Annotated in this window: 17 protein-coding genes; 15 read left to right on the forward strand and 2 right to left on the reverse strand. The window is 64.8% G+C overall.

The window, feature by feature from the left end; all coding sequences use genetic code 11:
• Positions 1-680: 680 nt before the first annotated feature.
• The 10 genes from qatA (at position 681) to ACFOOQ_RS15965 (ending at position 13,474) form a co-directional block, all read left to right on the forward strand.
• Positions 681-2,660, forward strand: a complete 1,980-nt coding sequence (qatA, locus tag ACFOOQ_RS15920) for a Qat anti-phage system ATPase QatA (RefSeq protein WP_379728450.1) — start codon at positions 681-683, stop codon at positions 2,658-2,660.
• Positions 2,660-3,568, forward strand: coding sequence for a Qat anti-phage system associated protein QatB (gene qatB, locus ACFOOQ_RS15925; protein WP_379728452.1), 909 nt, complete (start codon positions 2,660-2,662; stop codon positions 3,566-3,568). Before qatA ends, qatB begins: the two co-directional genes overlap by 1 nt.
• Positions 3,565-4,935, forward strand: coding sequence for a Qat anti-phage system QueC-like protein QatC (gene qatC, locus ACFOOQ_RS15930; protein WP_100954811.1), 1,371 nt, complete (start codon positions 3,565-3,567; stop codon positions 4,933-4,935). The genes qatB and qatC overlap by 4 nt, the downstream gene beginning before the upstream one ends.
• Complete coding sequence (gene qatD / locus ACFOOQ_RS15935; RefSeq protein WP_379728455.1) at positions 4,932-5,687, forward strand: Qat anti-phage system TatD family nuclease QatD; 756 nt, start codon at positions 4,932-4,934, stop codon at positions 5,685-5,687. Before qatC ends, qatD begins: the two co-directional genes overlap by 4 nt.
• A gap of 77 nt (positions 5,688-5,764) precedes the next feature.
• The gene (locus ACFOOQ_RS15940; protein ID WP_379728457.1) at positions 5,765-6,100 is read left to right on the forward strand and encodes a helix-turn-helix domain-containing protein; all 336 of its coding nucleotides are present in this window, start codon (positions 5,765-5,767) and stop codon (positions 6,098-6,100) included.
• Positions 6,093-7,340 (forward strand): type II toxin-antitoxin system HipA family toxin, encoded by a 1,248-nt coding sequence (locus tag ACFOOQ_RS15945; protein WP_379728459.1) that lies wholly within the window; start codon positions 6,093-6,095, stop codon positions 7,338-7,340. Before ACFOOQ_RS15940 ends, ACFOOQ_RS15945 begins: the two co-directional genes overlap by 8 nt.
• Entirely contained in the window at positions 7,337-8,461 is a 1,125-nt protein-coding gene (locus ACFOOQ_RS15950) for a hypothetical protein (RefSeq protein ID WP_379728461.1), read from the forward strand. The genes ACFOOQ_RS15945 and ACFOOQ_RS15950 overlap by 4 nt, the downstream gene beginning before the upstream one ends.
• 77 nt (positions 8,462-8,538) lie before the next feature.
• Positions 8,539-11,163, forward strand: coding sequence for an AAA family ATPase (locus ACFOOQ_RS15955; protein ID WP_379728463.1), 2,625 nt, complete (start codon positions 8,539-8,541; stop codon positions 11,161-11,163).
• A gap of 46 nt (positions 11,164-11,209) precedes the next feature.
• Entirely contained in the window at positions 11,210-12,280 is a 1,071-nt protein-coding gene (locus ACFOOQ_RS15960) for a hypothetical protein (protein WP_379728465.1), read from the forward strand.
• A 36-nt stretch (positions 12,281-12,316) separates the two neighbouring features.
• Positions 12,317-13,474 carry a hypothetical protein gene (locus tag ACFOOQ_RS15965; protein WP_379728467.1) on the forward strand — a complete coding sequence of 386 codons (1,158 nt, stop codon included), beginning with the start codon at positions 12,317-12,319 and terminating at the stop codon, positions 13,472-13,474.
• Here ACFOOQ_RS15965 and ACFOOQ_RS15970 read toward each other — a convergent pair.
• Positions 13,471-14,157: a hypothetical protein gene (locus tag ACFOOQ_RS15970; protein WP_379728469.1), complete on the reverse strand. Its 687-nt coding sequence runs from the start codon at positions 14,155-14,157 to the stop codon at positions 13,471-13,473. The two genes, ACFOOQ_RS15965 and ACFOOQ_RS15970, sit on opposite strands and share 4 nt — an antisense overlap.
• Positions 14,154-15,716 carry a hypothetical protein gene (locus ACFOOQ_RS15975; protein WP_379728471.1) on the reverse strand — a complete coding sequence of 521 codons (1,563 nt, stop codon included), beginning with the start codon at positions 15,714-15,716 and terminating at the stop codon, positions 14,154-14,156. Before ACFOOQ_RS15975 ends, ACFOOQ_RS15970 begins: the two co-directional genes overlap by 4 nt.
• 368 nt (positions 15,717-16,084) lie before the next feature.
• Between ACFOOQ_RS15975 and ACFOOQ_RS15980 the strand changes: the two genes are divergently transcribed.
• The 5 genes from ACFOOQ_RS15980 to ACFOOQ_RS16000 all read left to right on the forward strand — a co-directional run bounded on the left by ACFOOQ_RS15980 (position 16,085) and on the right by ACFOOQ_RS16000 (position 22,944).
• Complete coding sequence (locus ACFOOQ_RS15980) at positions 16,085-16,831, forward strand: ArdC family protein (RefSeq protein WP_449265812.1); 747 nt, start codon at positions 16,085-16,087, stop codon at positions 16,829-16,831.
• A gap of 257 nt (positions 16,832-17,088) precedes the next feature.
• Positions 17,089-18,507, forward strand: coding sequence for a tyrosine-type recombinase/integrase (locus tag ACFOOQ_RS15985; RefSeq protein ID WP_012112823.1), 1,419 nt, complete (start codon positions 17,089-17,091; stop codon positions 18,505-18,507).
• Entirely contained in the window at positions 18,504-20,345 is a 1,842-nt protein-coding gene (locus ACFOOQ_RS15990; RefSeq protein WP_012112822.1) for a hypothetical protein, read from the forward strand. Before ACFOOQ_RS15985 ends, ACFOOQ_RS15990 begins: the two co-directional genes overlap by 4 nt.
• On the forward strand, positions 20,342-22,507 hold the full coding sequence (locus tag ACFOOQ_RS15995) for a hypothetical protein (RefSeq protein WP_379728474.1): 2,166 nt from the start codon (positions 20,342-20,344) through the stop codon (positions 22,505-22,507). The genes ACFOOQ_RS15990 and ACFOOQ_RS15995 overlap by 4 nt, the downstream gene beginning before the upstream one ends.
• Positions 22,504-22,944, forward strand: coding sequence for a hypothetical protein (locus tag ACFOOQ_RS16000; RefSeq protein WP_012112820.1), 441 nt, complete (start codon positions 22,504-22,506; stop codon positions 22,942-22,944). The genes ACFOOQ_RS15995 and ACFOOQ_RS16000 overlap by 4 nt, the downstream gene beginning before the upstream one ends.
• Positions 22,945-22,996: the final 52 nt, after the last annotated feature.

The following is a 22,996-nucleotide window of genomic DNA, read 5'->3' on the forward strand; positions in this document are numbered from 1 at the left end:
TGGTAACGCGGCTCGTTGCGATTGATTGAAGACTGGCGAGAACGTAGAAAGCCTTCGCTGCGGCGGTGTGGAAGGACACACGGCCAGCAAAGGTCCGAGATGGTGACGAAAAGGCAGCGGCGCAATGGCTCGGTGCGCTAAGCCCATCCACCAGCCGGTTTCGAGTCCGGTCCGCGGCACTAGCTCGTCCAGAATTTCCAAGCCCGTCTCTCCATCTTACTCGAAGAGGATGACTTTTCAGGTCCTGAACACGCCCCGCTAACGCCGATCGAGCTAGCGATATACTTCTTCTGACCGTTGGCAGATCGACGCGGGTCCATGCGCAAAGGCTGTGCCCGCAGATCCACACGAACTGCTCGGCGTCCGGCCATGGCCATGGCACCCGAGGTCGCCGAGAGGTTGTGACGGGTCAGCGAGAAACTCACGGGCATGTCGTTTCCCCACCGTGGCTGAACGGGGGCGGTGTGTTCCGTATCCGAAACAGTTCGTGCGCCGGCGCGTCGACAGCAGCGGTGGCGTCAGATCCTCAATACTTCCGCAACCTGCCAGTCTGGAGAAATTGTATGCTTCATGCTACACAACCTAGAAATCCGTAGCACGAAGACGGCAGGCTAGCCGCCGCGACGGGTGGCGGCCGCTAGGAGGGGCTCCTTCGGCTGCTAGAGCTGTGGGGGCAAGCGGTGATCCTGACGGACAACGAGACTAAGGTCGACCTTCTCAACAACGAGGCGATCGCAACAACCATCATCAAACTCCTGCGCGACCGGCCCGATCAACCAGTGACTGTTGGTGTCCACGGTGATTGGGGCGCCGGCAAGTCTAGCGTACTGGAAATGATTGAGGCCGGCTTCGATGGCGAAGCAAAGGTCCTGTGCCTCAAGTTCAATGGCTGGCGCTTCCAAGGATTTGAAGACGCCAAAATTGCGCTCATCGAGTGCATCGTTACCGGCCTCATCGAAAAGCGACCCACTCTCACCTCGGCGGGCGAAACGGTCAAGGATGTCTTTCGCCGGATCGACTGGCTCAAGGTGGCGAAGAAGGCTGGTGGGCTCGCCTTCACCGCTTTTACCGGAATTCCGACGCCCGATCAGATTCAGACCATCGTCTGCACCTTGGAAGGCTTCCTCGCCGATCCGGCAAAGCTCGCCACCAAGGACAATCTCGAAGCCGCCGTCGAAGGCGTGAAAGGCCTGTTGAAGCCGAAGGGTGAAGGCGACTCGACCAACGTTCCGGAGGAGATCAACGCATTCCGAAAAGCCTTCGACGATCTTCTCGACAAGGCGGGTGTCGAGCAACTCGTCGTCCTGATCGATGACCTCGATCGCTGCTTGCCCGACACCGCGATCGAGACCTTGGAGGCCGTCCGTCTCTTCGTCTTCACGTCGCGCACCGCCTTCGTCGTCGCCGCCGACGAGGCGATGATCGAATATGCGGTGCGCAAACACTTTCCCGATCTGCCGGACACCACCGGTCCGCAGACATATGCCCGGAACTACCTTGAGAAGCTCATCCAGGTGCCCTTCCGCATCCCTGCGCTGGGGGACACGGAAACGCGCACCTATGTGACGCTCCTCCTTGTCGGCGCCGAACTCGGCGACAACGACGCGGCGTTCAATGCCTTGATCACGGTCGCTCGTGAACGGCTTAAGCGCCCGTGGACCTCCGGTGCGCTCGATGCAGCCACCGTCAGAACCGCTCTCGGGGACAAGGCTTCGCGCGCCAACAATGCGTTGGCGCTCAGCGATCAGATCGGACCGATCCTCGCTAGCGGAACCAAGGGCAATCCGCGTCAGATCAAGCGATTCCTCAACACGCTCGTCTTGCGGCAGCGCACCGCCGAAGCGAGAGGGTTCGGGGATGACGTCAAGCTGCCGGTGCTCGCAAAACTCATGCTCGCCGAGCGGTTCCTGCCCCGCCTCTTCGATCAGATCGCCGCGGCCGCCGCGGCGGCAGCAAATGGCAAATGCCCGGACCTGTCAGCACTCGAAGCGGCGGCGACCGCCAAGGATGACGCGAAAACTGCGGCCAAGCCGGAGAAGGCCGCTGCCAAAGGCGACGACGCCGTGAAGTCGACGCCCAAACTGGAAGCCGTGAAGTCGACTGAGAGCGCGCTTTTGAGCGAGTGGCTATCGTCGCCTGCGATCAAAGCCTGGGCGGCGGTGCCAACCGCGATCGGTGGCGAGGATCTTCGCCCCTACCTCTTCGTCGCCAAGGACAGGAAAGATTATTTCGGCGCCGCCTCAGTGCTCGGCCACCTCGCCGCCGTGGTCGAACAGCTCTTCGGCGGGAAATTCGCGGTGCAGGGCCTCGAAGCCGATCTCAAGCGCCTGGCCACGCCTGAAGCCGCGCAGATCTTCGAAGCCGTGCGCGGCCGCATCGTCGGTGGGGACAGCTTTGACACTGAGCCGCCTGGCGCGGCGGGTTTGGCGGTTCTCGTCAAGGCTCATCCGACCTTGCAGGCCAATCTCGTCGATTTCCTCGAAGCGCTCCCGCGAGATCGTCTCGGTCCATGGGTCTGCGGCGGCTGGGAAGGTGTTCTCAAGGACGGCGATGCGACCCAACGCTTCGACCGCCTTCTTCAGACCTGGGGCAAAGAAGGTGGCGCGATGCTCAAGGCGGCGGCCATGGGTGTTCTTCGCACCCGCCAGGGAGTCCGCTGATGGGCACCTCCAGTGCATTCGGCGGCCAGGGCGGCGGGACGCCCCTCGTTCCAAGCTGGCTAGGCGATGACGGCGCACCGCCTGCCGCTCCAGACGGAGCTCCTCCTGATGGTGGACCACCAGACGGTCCGCCCGCGGATGCGCCAGCAGACGGTGCCCCACCAGCCGCTCCCCCGGCACCGCCGGCTCGCCCGCCCATACCGCCGGTAGCCGATCCCGCGCGCTTCTCAGCGGCTCGTAACAACTTCTCGCGTTTCGCTGGTTCGGGCGGCAGCGACCGCAAGAGCCTCGGCCGAGCAGTATCGCACTATGTGGGCTCATCGTCAGGCGGCGCGCGCACGGCAGCCGCAAGGATGGGATCGGCGCGCGGCGCAGGCAGCCGCCTGCTTGGCTTCCTGTCAGACGCCGTTGCGCGCGGCGCGACCGAAGCGCTTCGGTCGCTCAACCTCGGCGCCCTCGCAGGCCGCCCTATCGAAGAAATCTTTCTCGGTTTGGCGGACTATGTGTGTCCTGACGGCGGTTCGATCGACGAAGGCATCGCACGCGAAGCGTTCATCGAAACCATCACGGACCTCGCCGGTGCAGGCATTACCGACCTCGACGGGCTCACGGCTGACCAGATGCAGACCGTGTTCGAACTCTATGCGACCAACGCGATCGAAGCACGGCTCTGCAACGACATCGGCGCGAAGACGATCACCCTGCCGTCGGATAGCCGCGAAGCCGCGCGCGTGCAGGCGCAATTGAATGACTTCGTTCGGCGCGGGGTGGCTGATGCGCTCACGGTCGCCCGCGCCGCAGCTGCCGCGCTGACGCCCGATCGCGTGCTCCAGTTCGTCGGGCGCATCTACGAGCAAGCGTTCGGGATCTTGCAGATCATGGGCGATGCGGAGGCGGAAGGCGCATGAGGAGACACGTCATTATAGGCCGATACGGCCCCGGCGACCGCAGCCGCTTTCCACTTGGCGATGGGGAGGTCGAAACCCGCCTCGACCTGGTTGTCGGCGAGCGAACACTCGATCACGGGATCGGCCGCGCAATCGGCGATCTGTCGCGGCTTGGCGTTCATCCTTCAGAGATCGGCGTGGATATCCTGGTCCTGGCCGCCCACGTCCACGCTGCTGACACGCGCATTTCGCGGGCGAGTGAATCGCAGGATGGCTGGACCCGCGAAATCCGGCTGATCGTCCCGGTTTCCGATCCTGATCGATGGACAGCCGTCGCGCCGACCTTCGTCCGGATGCTGAACTTTCTCACCGGCGACCGCTGGTCGATCGCGTTTCGCGCCCGACCGCGCCGTTTCGTCAGGGTCGCTCCCGCACGCCCTGCTCGGCTCATCGGTCCTCCCTTCGACGACCTCGCCCTCTTCTCGGGCGGCCTCGACAGTCTCATCGGCGCAATCGATGCCCTCGAGAATGGCCGTACACCGCTTCTCATCAGTCACGCTGGCGAAGGTGCGACCAGCGATGCGCAGTCCACCATCTTCGACACATTGAAGACCCACTATCGAGGCCGCGCCTTCGATCGCTTGCGCCTCTGGATGGCATACCCGGACGGTTTCGTCCGCGGTTCAGGCGGAGAGAACACGACCCGCGGCAGGTCGTTCCTGTTCTTCGCCCTCGGCGTCTTCGCTGGAAGCGGCCTTGAGGGGGCGTTCACCTTGAAAGTTCCCGAGAACGGCCTCATCGCCGTCAACGTGCCGCTCGATCCATTGCGCCTCGGCGCACTGAGCACGCGCACGACCCATCCGTTTTACATCGCCCGTTGGAATGACGCCCTCCATGGGCTCGGCCTGAACGGCAGGATCGAAAATCCCTATTGGGATAGGACCAAGGGCGAGATGGTCGCGGCCTGCGCCAACGGCGCGTTGTTACGCCGCCTCGTACCCTCATCGCTATCCTGCGCGTCCCCAACCAAGGGGCGCTGGCAGGGTCTCGGCACACAGCATTGCGGCTATTGCCTGCCTTGTCTCATCAGACGGGCAGCACTCGTTGCCGGCCTACACCCCGATCCAGATCCCACCGTCTACACGGTCGATGACCTCACCGCCCGCGCGCTCGACACACGTCAATCAGAAGGCGTCCAGATTCGCTCTTTCCAGCTTGCGATCGAGCGGCTTCGCGCCCGGCCGGCGCTGGCGCCGATTCTCATCCACAAACCGGGGCCGCTCTTCGATGAATCGCCGGCTCGGCAAACCGCCCTCGCTGGCGTGTACCGGCGCGGCCTTGAAGAGGTTGGAGCACTCCTGGCAGGTGTGAGGACGCGGCCGGGATGACCGAGAATGCTCAAGCCGTCGGTGTCGATTTCCACTGCCATCTCGACCTCTATCCCGACCATGAGGCCGCGATCGCAAGGGCAGAAGCCGCTCGGATCTACACGCTGACCGTCACGACGACACCAAAGGCCTGGGCGCGCAATCATGAACTCACGCGTCATACCCGCTTCGTGCGCGCTGCGCTCGGGCTGCATCCGCAGCTTGTCGCGGAGCGCGCCGGCGAACTGCCGCTATGGGAGCGTCACCTGCCTGAGACACGCTACGTCGGTGAAGTCGGTCTTGATGCCGGCCCGCGCTTCTACAAATCGCTAGATACCCAAAAGCATGTGTTCCGCAGCGTCCTTGAGCGATGCGCAGAAGCCGGTGGCAAGATTCTCACGGTCCACAGTGTCAGAAGCGTTCCAGCGGTGCTCGCGATGATCGAACAATATCTCCCGCAGGATCGCGGCACCGTCGTGCTTCACTGGTTCACCGGAAGCAAGAGCGAGGCTCGACGTGCGGCGACGCTCGGCTGCTATTTCTCCGTCAATGCCGAGATGACCCGCTCGGATCGCGGCCGCTCCCTCGTCTCCGACTTGCCCATCGATCGGATACTGACGGAGACAGACGGCCCCTTCACTCAGGTTGACGGTCGTCCCAGCGAGCCCGCTGACGTAAAAACCACGGTCGCCGCGATCGCCAACGTCCGGAGGGTCCCGGTCGATACCGTCACGACAGCGGTAAGATCGAACCTTCGCTCTCTACTGAGGTGATCCCCCTCAAGGGGGTCTAGGAAAATTGTAATCTTCGTGCTACATATCTGGCCAATCTGTAGTGCGAAGGTGCCAAAATGCCTACTCCACACAACCCTCCTGCTGCGGTGCGGCGCGCACTGCGCAAGCTTGGAGCGGACATCCATGATGCCCGTCGACGCCGACGGCTGCCGATGGCGGTCGTAGCCGAGCGCGCCTTCACGTCTCGCTCGACATTGCAAAGGGTCGAAGCTGGGGACACCAATGTCAGCGTCGGCATTTATGCCGGCGTCCTGCAGGCGCTTGGCCTGCTCGACGGCCTGGGCCAGGTCGCCGACATCAGCAACGACAGCGTCGGCCAAGCGCTTGCCAGCGCCGATCTGCCTAAGCATGTCCACCTCAAGCGGCCAATCGGATCGTCCCGCGATGACTGACTTCGAGGTCCATGTCGATTTGGACGGCCGCACACGCCCGGTCGGACTGGCGAGGAGCAATCGCGTCCGAGGCACCGAGACCATCCTCTTCGAGTATGACGGCGCATGGCTTGAGGACCCGGACCGCTTCTCCCTGGAGCCAGCCCTTGCTCTGACCCGTGGCGCCTTCGCCCCTCCTGCCGGTCTTGCGACTTTCGGCTCCATCGGTGACTCAGCGCCGGATACCTGGGGCCGGCGCCTCATGCAGCGCGCCGAACGACGTCTCGCCGATCGGGAAGGCCGCGCGGTTCGCACGCTTGTAGAAAGCGACTACCTCCTTGGCGTCGCCGATGAGACCCGGCTTGGCGCGCTCCGATTCCGCTGGGTCGGCGAAGAGATTTTTCAAGCGCCGATCCGTGCGGGCGTTCCTGCCCTGATCGAGCTTGGCCGATTGCTCCAGATCACCGAACGGGTTCTCCGGGACGAGGAAACGGATGAAGACCTGCAGCTCATCTTTGCCCCAGGCTCCTCCCTTGGCGGTGCCCGCCCGAAGGCGTCGGTCATCGACCAACATGGTCATCTCTCCATCGCGAAATTCCCGAAGGAGACCGATGACTACAGCATGGAGACCTGGGAAGAGATCGCGCTGCGGCTGGCCGGCCAGGCAGGTATCGCCACCCCTCAGCACGAGCTGATCGACGTCGCCGGCAAGGCGGTCATGTTGTCGCGACGCTTCGATCGTGACGGGGCGATCCGCACCCCGTTCCTGTCGGCGATGGCGATGATGGGCGCCAAGGACGGCGAGCGCGGCAGCTATCCGGAGATCGTCGATGCCCTTGCTCAACACGGCGCCCAGGGGAAGACGGACGCCCACGCCCTCTATCGGCGTGTCGTCTTCAATGTCCTGATTTCCAATGTCGACGACCACCTCCGCAATCACGGTTTCCTGTGGCTGGGAAAAGCGGGCTGGTCTCTCTCGCCGGCATACGACCTCAATCCCGTTCCGACCGATCTCAAGGCGCGGGTGCTGACGACGAACATCGATCTCGACGAGGGCACCTGTTCGCTCGATCTGCTGGAGGCGGCGTCGGAGTTTTTTGCGCTCACGCTGCCGCAAGCCCGCGCGATTATCAAAGAAGTCGGGACCGTGACCGCCACCTGGCGCGATACAGCCAAAGCGGTCGGCGCGCGCACGGCCGAGATCAACCGCATGGCCAGCGCCTTCGAGCATGACGATCTCAAACAGGCGCTGGCGCTATGACGAGGACATTTCTTCACAGCTTCGAGCCAGCGACAGCGAGCCCTATCACCGGCACCACCGTCGACCTGGAGGTCTCAGAAATCGAGGACGCCGGCATTCGGGAAGTGCTGCAGACGCCCGGCGCGGCCTACGGTGCGTGGTCGATCCTGGACGCATTGCTTGCACCGACCGGCGCGGGAACGCCGTTCATCTTCAAGGAGCCGCTCGGACAGGCGCGTGAAGTCAAAGTCGCCCTGTCAGGCCTGTTCGGGCGCTTCGTCGCTCGCGCCTATCTTGAGCGCTATTTCAATCTCTCGATCTTCGCCCATCTCGGCAGCCGAACGATCGATCTCGATCGTCGCCGGCGGGTCAAGGTCACGCGCCTGTCGCGTGGCGATCTGCCCGATTGGATCGCCTGCGCCGCCGACCTGTCCTCTCTGACGGTGGCCGAAGCGAAAGGCTGCCATGATGTCGGAGGCCCGGCAAAAGCGCTGGACCGCGCCTGGACGCAAGCCGGACGGATCAACATCACCGCACAAGGCCGCAAGGTCACGGTGAAACGCATTGCGATCGCAACGCGCTGGGGCATGGCTGCGGCAGGCCCAACCGAGGCCCACCTCTCGGTTCGCGATCCGATCGATGAAGGCGAGCCCATTGATCCCCAGGAGAAGGATGCACTCTTCATCGGGCTTCTGCGCCTGCACATCGCCAACCTGATCAAGCCACTCGGCCACACCGAGCTGGCTGGCGCGCTCTACCGCATCACCCACCAGCCATTCGCGCGCAGGCTCCAAGACGACCTCGGGCGCGCCCGGGCGCTGCTGGATGCGGCTCCGGTAAGGGAGGTAGAGAAAGCGACTGCTATGGGCGGGCTGATCGGCGGGATTGTCACGCGTGCGGGGCCGGTCACCGATGCCGACGCCGCGCCCGCCGACCAGGAGGCGCTCGCCCGCCTCAACCTCCGACCTGTCTTCGTTGGGATCGAGCGCGACCTCATCCGCGCCGCCATCGACGCGGAGCCGCAAGCTGTGCGTACTCGCCTGACCCAGACCGTTCATCCGGATGAATTTGCTCGGCCTGACCGCGCCGGCGGCTGGATTGTCCCACTCGGTCAGGAGCGACGCATCACTGGCGGCGCCTGAACCGCCGAGCACCGAGAACATAAGCATCATGGGGAAACAGCCGACCACACCAGACACGGCACGATCAGGGGGCAATAATGGAAGCGCAAGAGAACGATCTCTCGAATGAGGCGGCGGCGCTCGCCGACATCCTCAAATGGTCAGTGGACCTGCCGGCCTGGCAACGCGATGCGCTGCGCCGGCTGTGCGGCCAGACCAAGTTGGAGGCAGCCGACATCACGGCCTTCGTCGCGATTTGCAAGGGTGACGCGACAACCGTCCCGCTCGACGCGAGCCACATCAGGGACCCAGCGGCCAGCCATGCCGTCGTCAGCCTCGGTGCCCTCCACAGCCTGTCCCACGTCAATGCGCTGGCGCCGGGCGAACGCCTCTCGTTCGGCAAGACGGGCCTAACCGTCATTTACGGCGACAACGGCGCCGGCAAATCCGGCTATGCCCGCGTCCTGAAGCAACTCTGCCGGGCGCGCTCGCCGAAGGGCGACGCGATCCTTCCAAACATCTATGCGGCCGGCTCCGGCACCCCAGCCGCCAGCGTCGACTTCTTCATCGGCGGACAGAAGCGAAGCGCGTCCTGGACCCAGGGGAACGCCCCCGATCCAATGCTCTCGGCCGTCAGTGTCTTCGACTCGCGCACTGCCAATGTCCATGTCGAGAACACCAACGATCTCGCCTACACGCCGCTGCCGCTCCGAATCCTCGCCGGTCTCGCGCAGGCATGCCAGGATGTGAAGGCCAAACTGGCTTCCGAGATAAAGGCGCTCCAAGAGCAAACACCCGCGATCCTGTCGAAGCCCGAATGCAAGCCGGACACGCCCGTCGGCAAGCTGATCGCCGGTCTGTCGGGCAAGACGAAGCAGGACGCCGTCGAGAAGTTCGCGGGCGTGACAGCGGAAGAAGAAACTCGGCTTCAAACGCTCACTACCGACCTGGCCAGCGATCCTGCGCGCACGGTTCGGCAGCTCCAGAGCCAGGAAGCCCGCATCAAGTCGGCGATCGAGCAGCTCGAGCGGCTGCTGGCCGCCGCCACGGACGAAACCCGGGCAGCGCTCCGCAACGCCCATACGCACCTTGCAACGGCGCGCTCCGCCGCTGCCGCCGCCTCCGCTAACCTGTTCGCCGATGAGCCGCTGCCCGACATCGGCTCGGACGTCTGGAAGGCCTTGTGGGAGGCAGCCAGGGATTATTCCCGCGCATCCGCCTATCCCGACCGGCCGTTCCCCGTGACCGAGATTGGAGCCCATTGCGTCCTCTGCCAGCAGCCGCTCAGCGAGGAAGCCTCGAAGCGGCTCAGCAGCTTCGAGGCTTTCGTACAGGACGAGAGCAAGCGCCGTGAACAGGAAGCGGCGGACGCGTATGACAAGAAGCTCGAAGAGGTCTCATCGCAAGCCATCTCGATGAAGGATCTCGCCGCGATCATCGCGACGATCCGCGATGATATCGGCCAGGAGGAGGTCGCAGGCACCCTTCGCCGCGGGATCCTGCACCTGGCTTGGCGGCTGCGCGCCATTCTGCGAACCCATAGCCTCGCGACTCTGCCCGATCTTCCGCCCCCAGCCACCATCTCGCTCGATCCACTACGCATGGCCCTCAGCGGTGTTGCTACGCGTATCGAAGGCTTGCAGTCGGAGGCCAGCTCACCGCAGCGCGCAGCGCTCATCGCCGAGCGCGACGGCCTTGCGGACCGCAAATGGGTCGGCCTGGTGAAAGCCGATGTGCTTACACAGATCGAGCGCCTCAAGGCCGTCGAGGCGATCGAGAAAGCCAACAAGGACACAGCCACGAACAAGATCACGACTCAGAGCGCGCGTATCGCCCAAGCGCTCGTCACCAACCGCCTGCGCGGAAGGTTCGCGATCGAGGTGGACAAGCTCGGCGTCGCGGGTCTCGCCATCGAGCTTCAGCAGGCCAAGACCACCGCTGGCGTCCCCTTCTTCCAGGTCCGGCTGATCAACAAACCGAACGAGCCGGTCGGCAAGGTCCTCAGCGAAGGCGAGCATCGTTGCGTCGCGCTGGCCGCCTTCCTCGCCGAGCTGTCGACCATCGATGCGCAGTCAGCGATCGTGTTCGACGATCCTGTCTCCTCGCTCGACCATTTGCATCGCGACAGGGTCGCCGCTCGATTGGCCGAGGCCGGCCAGACACGCCAAGTGATCGTTTTCACCCACGATATGGCGTTCTTGCTTCTTCTCGATGAAGCGTGCCGGGCGACGAAGGACCGGGAAGCGACGCCGGTCGCGTACCGCCTGATCAGCCGTGGCCCGGAAAATACCGGCTATTGCCATCAAGACCCGCCCGCCAATGTCATGCCGCTCGACAAGGTGATCGACGGGATAAAGGCCCACCTCGCCAACGTGAAAATCCATCATGAACGCGGCGATCAGGCAAGATGGCTGCGCGAGGTAACGTCCTTCCAGGACCAACTCCGCACGACCTGGGAGCGCGCCGTCGAGGAAGTGGTCGGGCCGGTAATCCGCCGCCTGTCCCGTAAGGTGGACACAACGGGCCTCATCAAGCTCACAGTCCTCACCGATGTCGATTGCACCGCTATGCGTGAAGCGTTCGGGCGTTGCTCGGCGCTCCTTCACAGTCAGCCCGGTGAGATCAATCCGCGGCTGCCCGCGCCATCGGCAATCGAAACCGAAATTGACGCGCTAGAAAAGTGGATCGCCGATATCCGGTCGCGGCAGGAGAAGGCCGCATGATGATGAAGCTTCAGGCCACGCGGCCTCGCGTCGGAGGCGCCCCTTTATGGTGAAATGGTCCGAGCTGAAACGGGCGTCTGACATCGTCCTGGCCGTCTGGCCCCACTACCGTCCCCTGTTCGAGCGCTGGTTCATGCAGGAGCTCATCGACAAGGGCGAACTCGCGCCGATCTGGCGCGAGCGCATGGTGCCGGGGGATAACGACACCGTCTTTGCCGACCATTATCCCGATCGCGAAGCTGCCATCGCGGCCGCCAATGCACTCAATCCAACCTTGCGGCAGGCACTCTCCGCGCGTCCCATGGACCCCGTCGTCAAGCGATCGCTCGAACTCAAGATCGACAAGGCCCTGCAGGCGAAACGGCGTCTGCAAGACGAAGAAGTGCTGATGCTAGCGGAAGCCTTGCGCCGTCACACCGATGGCGAGCCGCCCGACGCCGCCGCCCTGAAGCTCGCGCCGGACTCCGAGCGCTATCGTCAGGACCTCGCCGAACAACTGGCCAAAATGCCCTATCTGAGGGTGGCAAAAGTGGGTCGCTCGAACAACCGATGGACCCACGCCCTTCTATATCTGGGCCCGGATGGCGTTTGGTCGAAACCCTATCACGCCGGCGAGAAGGCCGCACTGACCGCCGAACGCGCGAAGATCGCCAATGGATTCGGTCTGAGCGCCAGCACTCATTGGGGAAAGGCAAAGGCCAAAATCCGACAGATCCTTTTGCCCCGCGCCAATCAATTGCTTCAGCTCGCGAGCGTTCAGCGGATGCTCGCCGAAGCTCTTGCACGAGGCGAACGTGTGCTGGTCTCAAACGGCATTGTATTCTGGTACGAGCCGGATGGTGGTGTCGGCTGGCAGGTCAAGGAGACATCGTCGACGCGCGAGTCCGAAGGCGCGACGATCTGGAAGGAAGGGACGATCCTCTCCACCAATCACGGCCGCCTCGTTGTGCTGCCGTATGTCAAGGAGGACGGTGAGCACGTTCGCGGACACACTAAGAACGGCCCAAATGACGGACGTGCCTTGCCACGTCACCGTGATCATTATGTAGAGATTCCGTTCTCGCTCTACGACGGCGACCTCATGATCGGCTTGTTCGGCGAACTTCCTTACGAATGAAGAAGTGGAGCGCTAGCGATCTAAACAGGAATAACCATGGCTGCTGATTGGACGCCGGTATTCGTCCTGCCGAATATTCCGCTGGAAGCTGCGATCGGCTGCGAGATCGCCGCGCTCGCTCCCGCGCACGATCGCCGCGTTGCGGCCCTCAAGCGGACGCACCCGACGCTCAGGCGCTTCCTCAACCGTTTCGCCGATAACTTCGGGCAGAAGTTCGAGCCCTCGGTCCTGATCCTGAACACGGCCGCACCGCCGACCTTTCGCGACGTCACGGCGCTGGCGAGCTTCCGCGACCTCATCGCGCTCTCCGCGGTCACGCACGGCCGGGCGCTGGAGCTTCGATATCCGCGCGGGCATCGCGTGCTCTTCGGCGAGGCCTTCGCGATCTACCCCTGGATGCTCGACCGACACTATGAGGATGTGATCGGGAGCACACCGGCAATCCTCGGCACGCATGAGCTCTCTCGCTTCAAAGGCCAATCGTCGCCGGCCCTATTCCGCACGTCACTCGGCGAAAGCGACATCGACCAGCCGCTCCTTGCCGCGCTCATGGCGCGCTGGCGTCGACGCTATGAAGCTGCAGAGCCCGCCTGGGAGGACGTTGCGCTAATGCGCTCGCTCGACATGGCGTATAACGCCTCGCTCTTGCCGGCCGGGACGGATACGACGTTCTACGACGTCGGGCGGGTCGTCTCGCTCTGGGTCAGCGCTTTCGAGATCCTCGTGCATCCTGGCGGAAGCGGGCAGGCCAACCGGGACAAGGTGTTCGAGATGATCGAGCGGACGCCGTGGGCAAACCCGGAAATCGGCCAACTCGCGCACGACACGGGCGGCAAGACCAAGGTGAAGCGCACCTTGGCATCTTGGCTCTATCAGGTGCTCTACGAATGCAGAAACGACTTTCTCCACGGCAATCCTGTCGAGCGCAGCAATCTATACCTCACCACGCCGCAGCGGACGATTTTCGAATATGCCGCGCCGCTCTACCGTATCGCGCTGACAGCATTCCTTCCGCTCACATACGGCGTCACGATGCCATCGGCCAAAGACGCGCCCGCGTTCGGTGCCTATATCGCCGATCGCATGGACTTCATGGGACCGCAGAAATCTGCGGAGGAAGCGCTCTTGACCGCGACGCGCACGCCAGCGGGCCGCGCCGCGCGACGCGCACGCGTCACTCGCCCTGCTCCCTAGTCGACTGGGCCAGCGTCGGGCTCCGCGATCAACTCTTCCGCCAGCTCCGAAAGCCACGGCGACACGTCCTCGATCTGGACCGCGCCGGCGTGGACGGCGTAATAGTCCCGGACCGTCCGAAACGCCTCGCCGAAGCGGTCCGCGAATATCTTCTGCAACTTGTCATTCCGGCTCAGCACGCTCGATAGGGCGCGACCGCCCCGCAGGAATTTGAGCGCGTGTTCGGTGCCGAGCAGATAGAGATATTTTCGCTTCGCCGTCGGATGCTCCGCGAGCAGCAGATAATCCTTGAACACGGAATTCTGGCGGATCGATTCCGCGCCGCCCCGCCATCGAATGAATTTGAACTCGGCGACCCGCAGGTTGGTCTCCAGGTCGAACTCGCGCCCGGTATTCCCGGCGCCGAGCGAGACATATTCGACCCGCTCCTCTGGTTCGAGGATGTGCGGAAGGCAGAGCAGGATGCCGAGCGCATGGATCGTCACATTGATCTGCCCGGCCAGGCGCTTCATTTCGGCCGCCGCGGCCAACGCCTCCCGACCCACGCCAGCGCCCTCGAGAAAGCTATCGCAATCCTTCGCTGCCACACCGCGCACCGCGCTCTCGATCCGCGCAAGCGTCTGCGTCAGATCGGGGCCTGTGAACCGCAATAGCAGATCGCGAATATTCGCAGGATTGGTCACGCGCCCGCCTGGCCGGCGAAACGAAGCCGATCGATCTGATTATAGTTGATCACCGCCGAGTCGGCGCCGATCACCGGAAATCGGCTCACCACGTAATGCACGACCTTGTCCATCCCCAGTTCCTGCTTGAGTAGATGCTCGCGACCCCGCTCCTTCTTCAGCGCGCGCGTATAGTAGTTCGTCAGGGATCGGTTATATCGGACGAACAGCGCGCGCTCAGCCTCAATCTTCGAGAGATCAATCCAATTATTCTTGCACTGAATGTTGAAGATGACACCGCCGCGCGTGGCGACGACGTCGAACTCCTTCCGATTGATCCGTTTGATGTTCGTGACGGTGAATCCCATGCGCTCAAGATCGCGTTTCACCATGTCTTCGAAGATGAAGCCCGCGTGGATCTGAAAGCGCCGGCGGCTGCCGAGGTGGACATTCTTGAATGCGTAGAGAAAGCGCGACAGAAGGTTGACGTTCGAGACGATCCGATCCCCCAAATCCAAGAACGGCTGATAGGCATTGGTGTTCGTCGCGTAGTTCGAGGGCTTGTTGACGAGGAGCGCCTCAAGCTCGGCGGGGTCCAACTCGGACTGCGCGCGCAGCATCGAGCGAAACTTCTCCTTCTCGATCTCAACGTAATAGTCGTCGCGGCAATGGCGCGCGAAGGCGATCACCAGCAGGCCCATGGCGGAAAAGTCGGAGTCCTTGAGGCCGAATGCCTCGTAGGTCGCGCCGATCAGCCTCACTCCGTTGCGCAGTTCGGCGGCTGAAAAAATCTTCCTTCGATCTAGCGCCTCCATGGCGGGCATCGTGAACTGATCGCCGCGCAGCTCAGCCATCACATGGATCGACGCGCGCTCCGGTTCGAGAAAGTAGTCGTCCAAGGTCTCGAAGCCGTGGCTCGCCATCGCGCCAATGCTGTCAATCTTCAGATGGAAATCCGGCAGCACATCGAGAAGCGCGAGCTTCTGGTGAAAGCCGGTGATCGCGACGCAGCTATGCTCGACCTGCGGCAATAGGACCGTGAGCGCATCGTATGACTCAAGAACCGCCGAGCCAGAGCATGCATAGGGCATGGTGTAGAGCAGCGAGACGAAGTGACGTCGCCGCGACTGAAAATAGTCGACGGCGCCGCCGATCGTGTCGAGCGTGATCTGAGCGCTACGGGCGTCTTGGCCATGCATGGCGAAGGCCACACCCATCGCGCCCGCGTACAGCATGGTCCGCGTGAACCGAGCAATCACCGACGGCTCGAGATGGGGCGCGAGCGCCCGGCGCACCGCCAGCCATGTCGGACCCGGATTCGAAACGAACGGATCGTCCAATCGTATCGCGCACAACCAGGCCCGGAGCTGATCATCCGCAATCCCGAATTTCGGCAGGTTGATGAACTCCTCAACCGCTCGGATCGTCTCATGCCACGCAGCCACCGCGTCCTCGCACCGATACTGCGCAAGGACGGAGAGCACGCCGTTGCCGTGCGCGGCCAACTGGCTCTCAATAAGGGCCTTCGCCTCATCTCCCGATATCGTGCGCGTGGCGCCGCCAGCACCGCCGCTAACCATTGCGGCCCGGTCTGATGGTTTCGACCAGTGTTCCTTCAGCGACGAAGCGCGAAAATTCGCCCCGCTGTGTCGGCACGCCAAGCTCCAGGGCCTGCAGCACCTCGCAGTATTCTTCCCGCCTGACATGTAGCTGATAGTCGTTGCACATGCGCTGTAAGGTACGTTGGGCCAGGCTGAATTTCGAGACTGCTGCGGACCGATTTCATGGGAGGGGAATGCTTTCCCCTACGTCCGAGCCTTCGTCTCGGCCGACCCCTTCTGCGGGGAGACCCCGCAACGCCCCCTAGAGTGAGAGTGCGGACAGGCTTTGCCCGTGACGGGTTGAGGGCTGGGAGAGAGGCTTCCGGCGCCCGTCGCGGAGATCCGCGATGTCCAGAAAGATCGCAACTGCTCGCGCCGGCCAGGACCGGGCGAGCCTCTATGACGAAATCACCGACAAGATCATCGCCGAGCTGGAGGCCGGGCGCATCCCGTGGGTCCAGCCCTGGGGGACGGCGGCGGCGAAGGCGCCGCTGGCGTTGCCAAGGAACGCCGCCACCGGCCGGCATTATTCCGGAATCAATGTTCTGATCCTTTGGGGCGCGGTCGTCGAACACGGCTTTCCCGGCCAGAGCTGGCTCACCTTCCGCCAGGCGCTTGCGCTCGGCGGCAATGTCCGCAAGGGCGAGCGCGGCACGACCGTCGTCTATGCCGACCGCTTCGTACCCGACGACGAAAAGCGGCGCGCCCGCGAGACCGGCGAGGAACCCCAGGCGATCCCGTTCCTGAAACGCTTCACGGTGTTCAACGCCGCGCAGTGCGAGAACCTGCCGGATGACATCGCGATCGTCGCGCCGCCACCGCCGCCGGGCCTGATCGAACCCCAGATCGAGGCGCTGATCCGCGCGACCGGCATCGACTTTCGCATCGGCGGCAACCGCGCCTTCTACGTCCCGGCGCTCGACTATGTGCAGGTGCCGCCGCCCCAGGCCTATTTCGAGCCGATCAACTGGCACCGCACTGCGCTCCACGAGCTCGGCCACGCCACGGGCCATCCGTCGCGTCTCGGCCGGGATATGGCCGGCAGTTTCGGTTCCAAGAAATACGCGTTCGAGGAGTTGGTGGCCTTATCCTGACTCTGTGATCCTGTCTCAGAATCATGCATTGGAGGCGCCTCACCACGGCTCCGGTGAAGCTCTTCAGACGTCCGGGTCAAGCGTTCCCGCAGCGTAGCGAGGACAACGCTTGACGCGGCGGCGGCACGACAAGCTGTTCATGGGGTGCAGGCTAAGTCCTGCACCCCTGCCACGCGGCGAGCGGGAGAGCGCGAGGGGAACCCCTCGCATTCTAAACAATGAAGTTGCGCCGAAGGCGCTCCGCTTGGGTATCGTGCGTGCATTTGTATTTTACCGATCTTGACACTATTTCGCGTCCGCTTTTCCTTGATGACCTTGCAGTGAGCCTCGCGCCCGGTGCGCTCGACGCGGTCGAGCGCACCGGGCTGATTCACGGCATGCCGTTCATCCTGATGGATGACGGCAGCTACGATCTCGCTCTCAACCGGTTCTTTCGTGCCTGTCCTGCTATGGGAGCGCGATCGCCGAACACGTGGCGCTCCTACGCCCGCGACATTCTCGTCTGGGCGCGCTTTCTTGTCGAACGGCGCGGCGGCAAGACGGTCTGGCAGGCCGGCCGCGACGATGTCCTGGCCTTTCACCGGGCGCGTCGGCTGTCGGCAGCTCCCTACCGCATCTCGGCTGCGAGCTGGAACCGGAGCGTTGCCGCGCTCGACAAGCTCTATCGCTGGGCTGTCGAGGAAGGAATCATTGCGATCTCGCCCTTCAGCTACGGCGCCACCCTTCGCAGGGCCGGCGGTAGCCGCGCAGTGCTCGCTGTGACGACGAACCGTGCCCGCGAGCGCGCCGCGCGGCGCCACGATACCCGTTACATCGATCTTGGCCGCTACCTGCTGTTCCGCGAGGTGGGATTGCGCGGCCGGCTTCCCGACGGCTCGGAGGACGCGACGTGGCGCGGCCGCAACGGCGAGCGCAATGCGTTGTTTGCCGAGCTTCTCGTCACGACCGGCCTGCGGCTGACAGAGGCCGGCAGTCTGCTGCTGAGTGAGCTGCCGCGCCTGACCGATCCCGAATCGCGCTCGGTGCCGTTCGATCTCCCCGGTCCGATCGCCAAGGGCGGACGACCACGGCGCATCCGCGTTCCCCGCCGGGTACTGAGATTGATCGGCGACTATGTCGATCTCGAGCGCACGGTCTCTGCCGCGCGCTCAGAGCCTTCGGTGTCCGATCCGCTCTGGCTGATGCTGGAGGACGGGAAGGCAACAGACGCGGCGGGCAAGCGTGTCCGGCTCGACCGTCTGACGCTGGGCGAACGCCGCCGCGTGCTGGTCGGCACGCCCGGCCAGGCGCAGCATGCCTTGCTCTGGCTGACTGAAGGCGGCAAGCCCGTGCCCTCGGCGACTTGGGAAGCTGCCTTTCGGCGGGCCTGCACCCGCTGCCGCCGTTTCGGCATCGAGGTCGAGGTGACGCCACACACGCTGCGGCACACCTTCGCCGTCAACATGCTCTCCATGCTGATCCGCGAGCAGATCGGATCCGTGTTCGATCCGCAGGACCAGCACGGCGCAGCCTATCGGCGGATTCTCGGCGATCCTCTGCAGAAGCTCCAGCACCTGCTGGGGCATGCGAGTATCACCAGCACCTACATCTATCTCGACAGCCTCGCCGAGGCGCAGGAGCTGGTCGAGGCCGCCGCGGATCGCTGGGCCGAAGACACGGCTGGCGGCGCGGCATGACCGCCGCGGCGGCTCCATCGGTGCGGCGGCCGGGTCGCCGCGCCCTCTTTCCCGAGGCGCTGCCCGATCCCGAGGGCGAGGCCGCCGCTGCGATCGCATCGCTGCGCTTTACCGTCACGCTGGCGGATCGCAGCAAGACGATCGACCTGACGATGCTCGCCGGCCGCAAGGCATTGGCGCGGACCTTTGCCGGCGCGCTCTGGCGCGCCTGCCAGGTCGGTGGTCCGGCCGGCTCGATCTCGACGGCCTACGCCTATGCCAATGCGCTCAAGACATTTTGGCGCTATCTCGATTCCGCCGGATCGCACGTCGCCCGTCTCTCCGACGTCAGTGCCGTCTGCATCGACGGCTTCGATTCCTGGATGGAGGGGAGCGGCCTGCATCCCAATCACCGCCTGCACCGCATGAGCAAGGTGCTCAACCTGCTGCGGCTTGCCGAGGCCGCGGAGCCCAGCCACCTGCCGCCCGATGCCTCACGCCGGCTGATGTACACGAGCGATCGGCCCGGCGTGCGCGCCAGGCCGCGCGATGCCTATGGCGATGATGTCGCCGCGGCATTGCGGAAGGCGGCGCGCACCGATCTCGCCGCCATCATCCGCCGCTTGGGCGAGGCCGATCGTATTCCGGCGGTCGAGGATTCCGATCGGAGCAAGGCGCTGGCAGCAACCCACAAACAGGTAATGGAAGTGATCGACGCGGAAGGCGTCATCGGGCACAGGCACCCTCTCTTCAAGCGACTCTACACGCTCCGCCGCGAGAGTGGCCTGCCGAACGATCGCCTGATCCACGATCTGCATGGCCGCCGGCATCTCATCGCCGCCGATCTCGTGCCGCTCATCGTGCTTATCTCGCTCGACACCGGCATGGAGATCGAAGCGATCAAGGGCTTGCGAGCGGACTGCCTGAAGAACCCGGCGGGCGGCTATGTCGAGATCGAGTATTGCAAGCGTCGGGCGCGCGGCGCCGAGTGGAAGCGGCTGCGTGTGCGCGACGGCGGTTCCTCGACGCCGGGCGGCTTGATCCGCAAGGCGCTGCAGTGGACCGGTCCGGCGAGAAGCCGGCTCGGCGCCGACACGCTCTGGGCGCACTGTGCCTGGGGCCGCCTGACCCCTCGGGTGCTCAGCATGAAGGAGCTCGCGGCTTCATGGACGCGCCGGCACGGCATCCTTGATGAGCGGGGCCAACGCCTTCGCCTCAATCTGACGCGCCTGCGCAAGACGCATAAGGCGGCATGGTACCGGCGCACGGGCGGCCAGCTCGACCGCTTCGCCGTCGGCCACACTGTCGCGGTCGCGGCCGACCACTACGCCGACATTCCCGCGCTTCGTCATCTGCACGAGGCGACAATTGCCGACGCCATGACCGATGCGCTCGACGCCGCGTTCCCCCCCTGTGTCCTGTCGTCGGAGGAGGAAGCGGCCGTCCAGACCGATCCCGACAAGGCGACCGGCCTTCCCGTTGTCGGCGCCGCCGCGGTCAAGGCGCTGTTCGGCGGCGAGCAGGACGTCTGGCTCGCCAGTTGCGGCGGCTTCTACAACAGCCCGTTCGGCTCGGAGGGAGAGGCCTGTCCGTCCCCCTTCTGGGGGTGTCTCGAATGCAGCAATGCCGTGGTCACCGCCCGCAAGGTGCCCGCGCTCCTGGCCTTCCTCAACTTCATCCGGGCGCAGCGGCAGGTGCTGAGCGAAGCCGACTGGATCGCCAAGTTCGGCCGGGTTCACGGACGCATCGCCGAACAGATTCTGCCCCGGTTCGCCGACGCCGAGATCGAGGAAGCCCGTCGGATTGGGTCATCGGACCCCGCGCTCCTCTACCTGCCGCCCGAAGCGAGAGCGCCATGATGCCGGCACCGATCAAGCTGCCGCAGCACGCGTCGCTGCCTTCGGCCATTTATGGCAACGACGAGCCCGTGCTTGCCGGCGTGGCGGTCAGGGGCGATGCCGACCGCACGCGACTTCCGCGCTTCGGTGACGATCTTTGGGACCTGGGCGCCGCCATTTTCCGGGTGAACGCCCGCTACAGCAATTACCGGCTGAACCTCGCCCGCATCGCCGATCCCGTCACGCGGCGGCTGGCGAAGGAGTACGTGATCGCCCGCCTGCGCATCCATGTGCCGGGATATCGGGCGCCCTGCGGCGCGACCTCGGCGATCCGCCTGCTGCGCTACATCCAGCATTTCGCCGCGTTCCTCCGCGCAAGGACTGGCGCCGTCGATCTCAGCCGGATCGATCAGGCGCTGCTCGACGCCTATCTGGCGTATGCCCGTGACGGCGGACGGCGAACGCCTCACGAGACGGTGAAGTATGTCGAGGTGCCGATCGACCTGCATCACCTGGCGCCATGGCTAACCGGCGGCGGCATCGGTTTCCTGCCGTGGCGTGGACGTGCGGCGCACCGCGTTGCCGGCCGGCCGCCAGCGCCCGCCGAGAACGCCACGCCGCGCATTCCCGAGCCGGTCATCGGCGCCATGCTGCGCTGGGCGCTCAAGTATGTCGAGGTCTATGCGCCCGATATCCTCGCGGCGCGGGCCGAGCTTGACGCTCTCGAAGCCCGCTGCGCCCGATTGATGGCGCGGGACGCGCGGGCCGGACGGGCCGTGGCCAAGAACTATCGCGCCCGCGTGGCCAAGTGGCTCGACGTGCGCCGGGCCATGGGCCGAGGCGTGCCGATCTGGGAGCACGCGCCCAATGTGGCCCGCCGCATCGACCCGCTCACCGGCGAAGAGACCCCGCCCTACAATCTCCATCTGATGCGCCTTCACGCCGGCGCTCCGCAGAGCGGCCGCATCAGCCAGTCCGAGCCGACTGCACGACTGATCGAGAAGGCAGCCGCCGAGCTCGGAACCGAGATCGGCGGGCTCGATACGCCGATCTCGATCGATCCGGACACCGGACTGCCATGGCGCGAGCGCTTCGACGGCCTCAGCCTCGCCCGCGAAGAACGGATGTTGCAGGGCGCCTGCTATCTCGTCTGCGCCTACCTCACCGGCATGCGCGACAGCGAGGTGCAGGCGATGCAGCCGGGTTGCGTGTCGCCGGTGCGCAGCGCCGACGGCCTGGTCGAGCGGTACCGGCTGCGCAGCACGGTGTACAAGCGCCATGGCGCGCGCGGCGTCACGGCCGACTGGATCACGATCGAGCCCGTCGCTCGCGCCGTCGCGGTGATGGAGGTTCTCTCGGCACGCAATCGCCGAGAGAAGGAACTGTCATCCTTGTGGGTGGCGCTGAAGGACTGGCCCTGGAGCAACGATCATCTCGGGATGGGTGCAACGCCGACACTCAACCTTTTCCGCGAGGGCCTCGACACGCGCTCGGAGGCCGCGCCGGCGATTCCGCGCATCGGCGACGAGCCTTGGAAGTTTACGACCCGGCAGCTCCGACGCACGATCGCCTGGTACATCGCCAACCGGCCGTTCGGCACGGTCGCCGGCAAGATCCAGTACAAGCACGCCTCGGTCGCCATGTTCGAAGGCTATGCCGGATCGGCGCAGGCCGACTTCCGCTTGGCGATCGAGCGCGAACGTGCACTCGGCCAGCTCGACGACATTGTCGCCCATTACGAGGCCTATCTTCGCCGTGAAGGCCCGGCGGGACCGGGTGCTGCGCGACTGCGACGCGAGTTCGGCCGCGTGCAGGAGGAACTTGGCGATCTTCCCGGCCGGATCTTGGACCGCAAGCGGCTGCGCACCATGGTTGCCCATCTCGGGCGGACCCTGCATGTCGGTTTCCTCAACGACTGCCTGTTCGATGCAGCGACCGCGCTCTGCCTCACCGGCGCGCCAGATGCCGAGCGGACGGCGCCGGCCCTATCGCGCTGCAGCCCCGACCGGTGCCCGAACGCCTGCCTGACCGCCCGGCACCGCGAACCGTGGCAGGCCTCGATCGTCGAGGGCGAAGCGCTTCTGGCCGACCGGCGTCTATCGCCGCTGCAGCGCACGGCGATCCTGCGGGACAACGAGCGCAAGTGCCGGCTGATCGCGCCTCTCATGGACGGTGACGCATGACCGCGCTCGGGCCGAAGAGCCAAGCGGCGCTAAGGGCTGCCATGAAGCGGTTGCTCGACGGCCGCCCTGAACGCACCGACGGGGCGCTGACCGTCGCCAACCTGGCGCGCGAGGCCGGCGTCAGCCGAGCGACGGCGAACCGGGCCGGCGATCTTCTCGCCGAGCTCCGCGCGGCCGAAGCCCGCCTGCGGCGATCGTCGCCCAGGGCCCTCAAGGAACGCATCCATGCTCTGGAAGCGGAACTACGCGCCGTGCGTGGTGCCGAGATGGCGGAGCTGCGGGCGCTCACCCGGACGCTCGCGCAGCACATCCAGATGCTGACGTTGCAGCTCGCCGAGCGAGATGCCGTCATCGAAGGTCTGCGAGCGGAGCTGTCTCGATCCGTGGACGCCAGGGTCGTCCCGTTGCGGCGTCCGCCTCTGGACGGCACCGGCTGACAGCCGCGCTTCATCCTGACCGGTCCAGGCGCCGCTCGCCGGTCATGGCTGC

Origin of the sequence: Ferrovibrio xuzhouensis, from assembly GCF_042648965.1 — a bacterium.
Taxonomy (GTDB): domain Bacteria; phylum Pseudomonadota; class Alphaproteobacteria; order Ferrovibrionales; family Ferrovibrionaceae; genus Ferrovibrio; species Ferrovibrio xuzhouensis.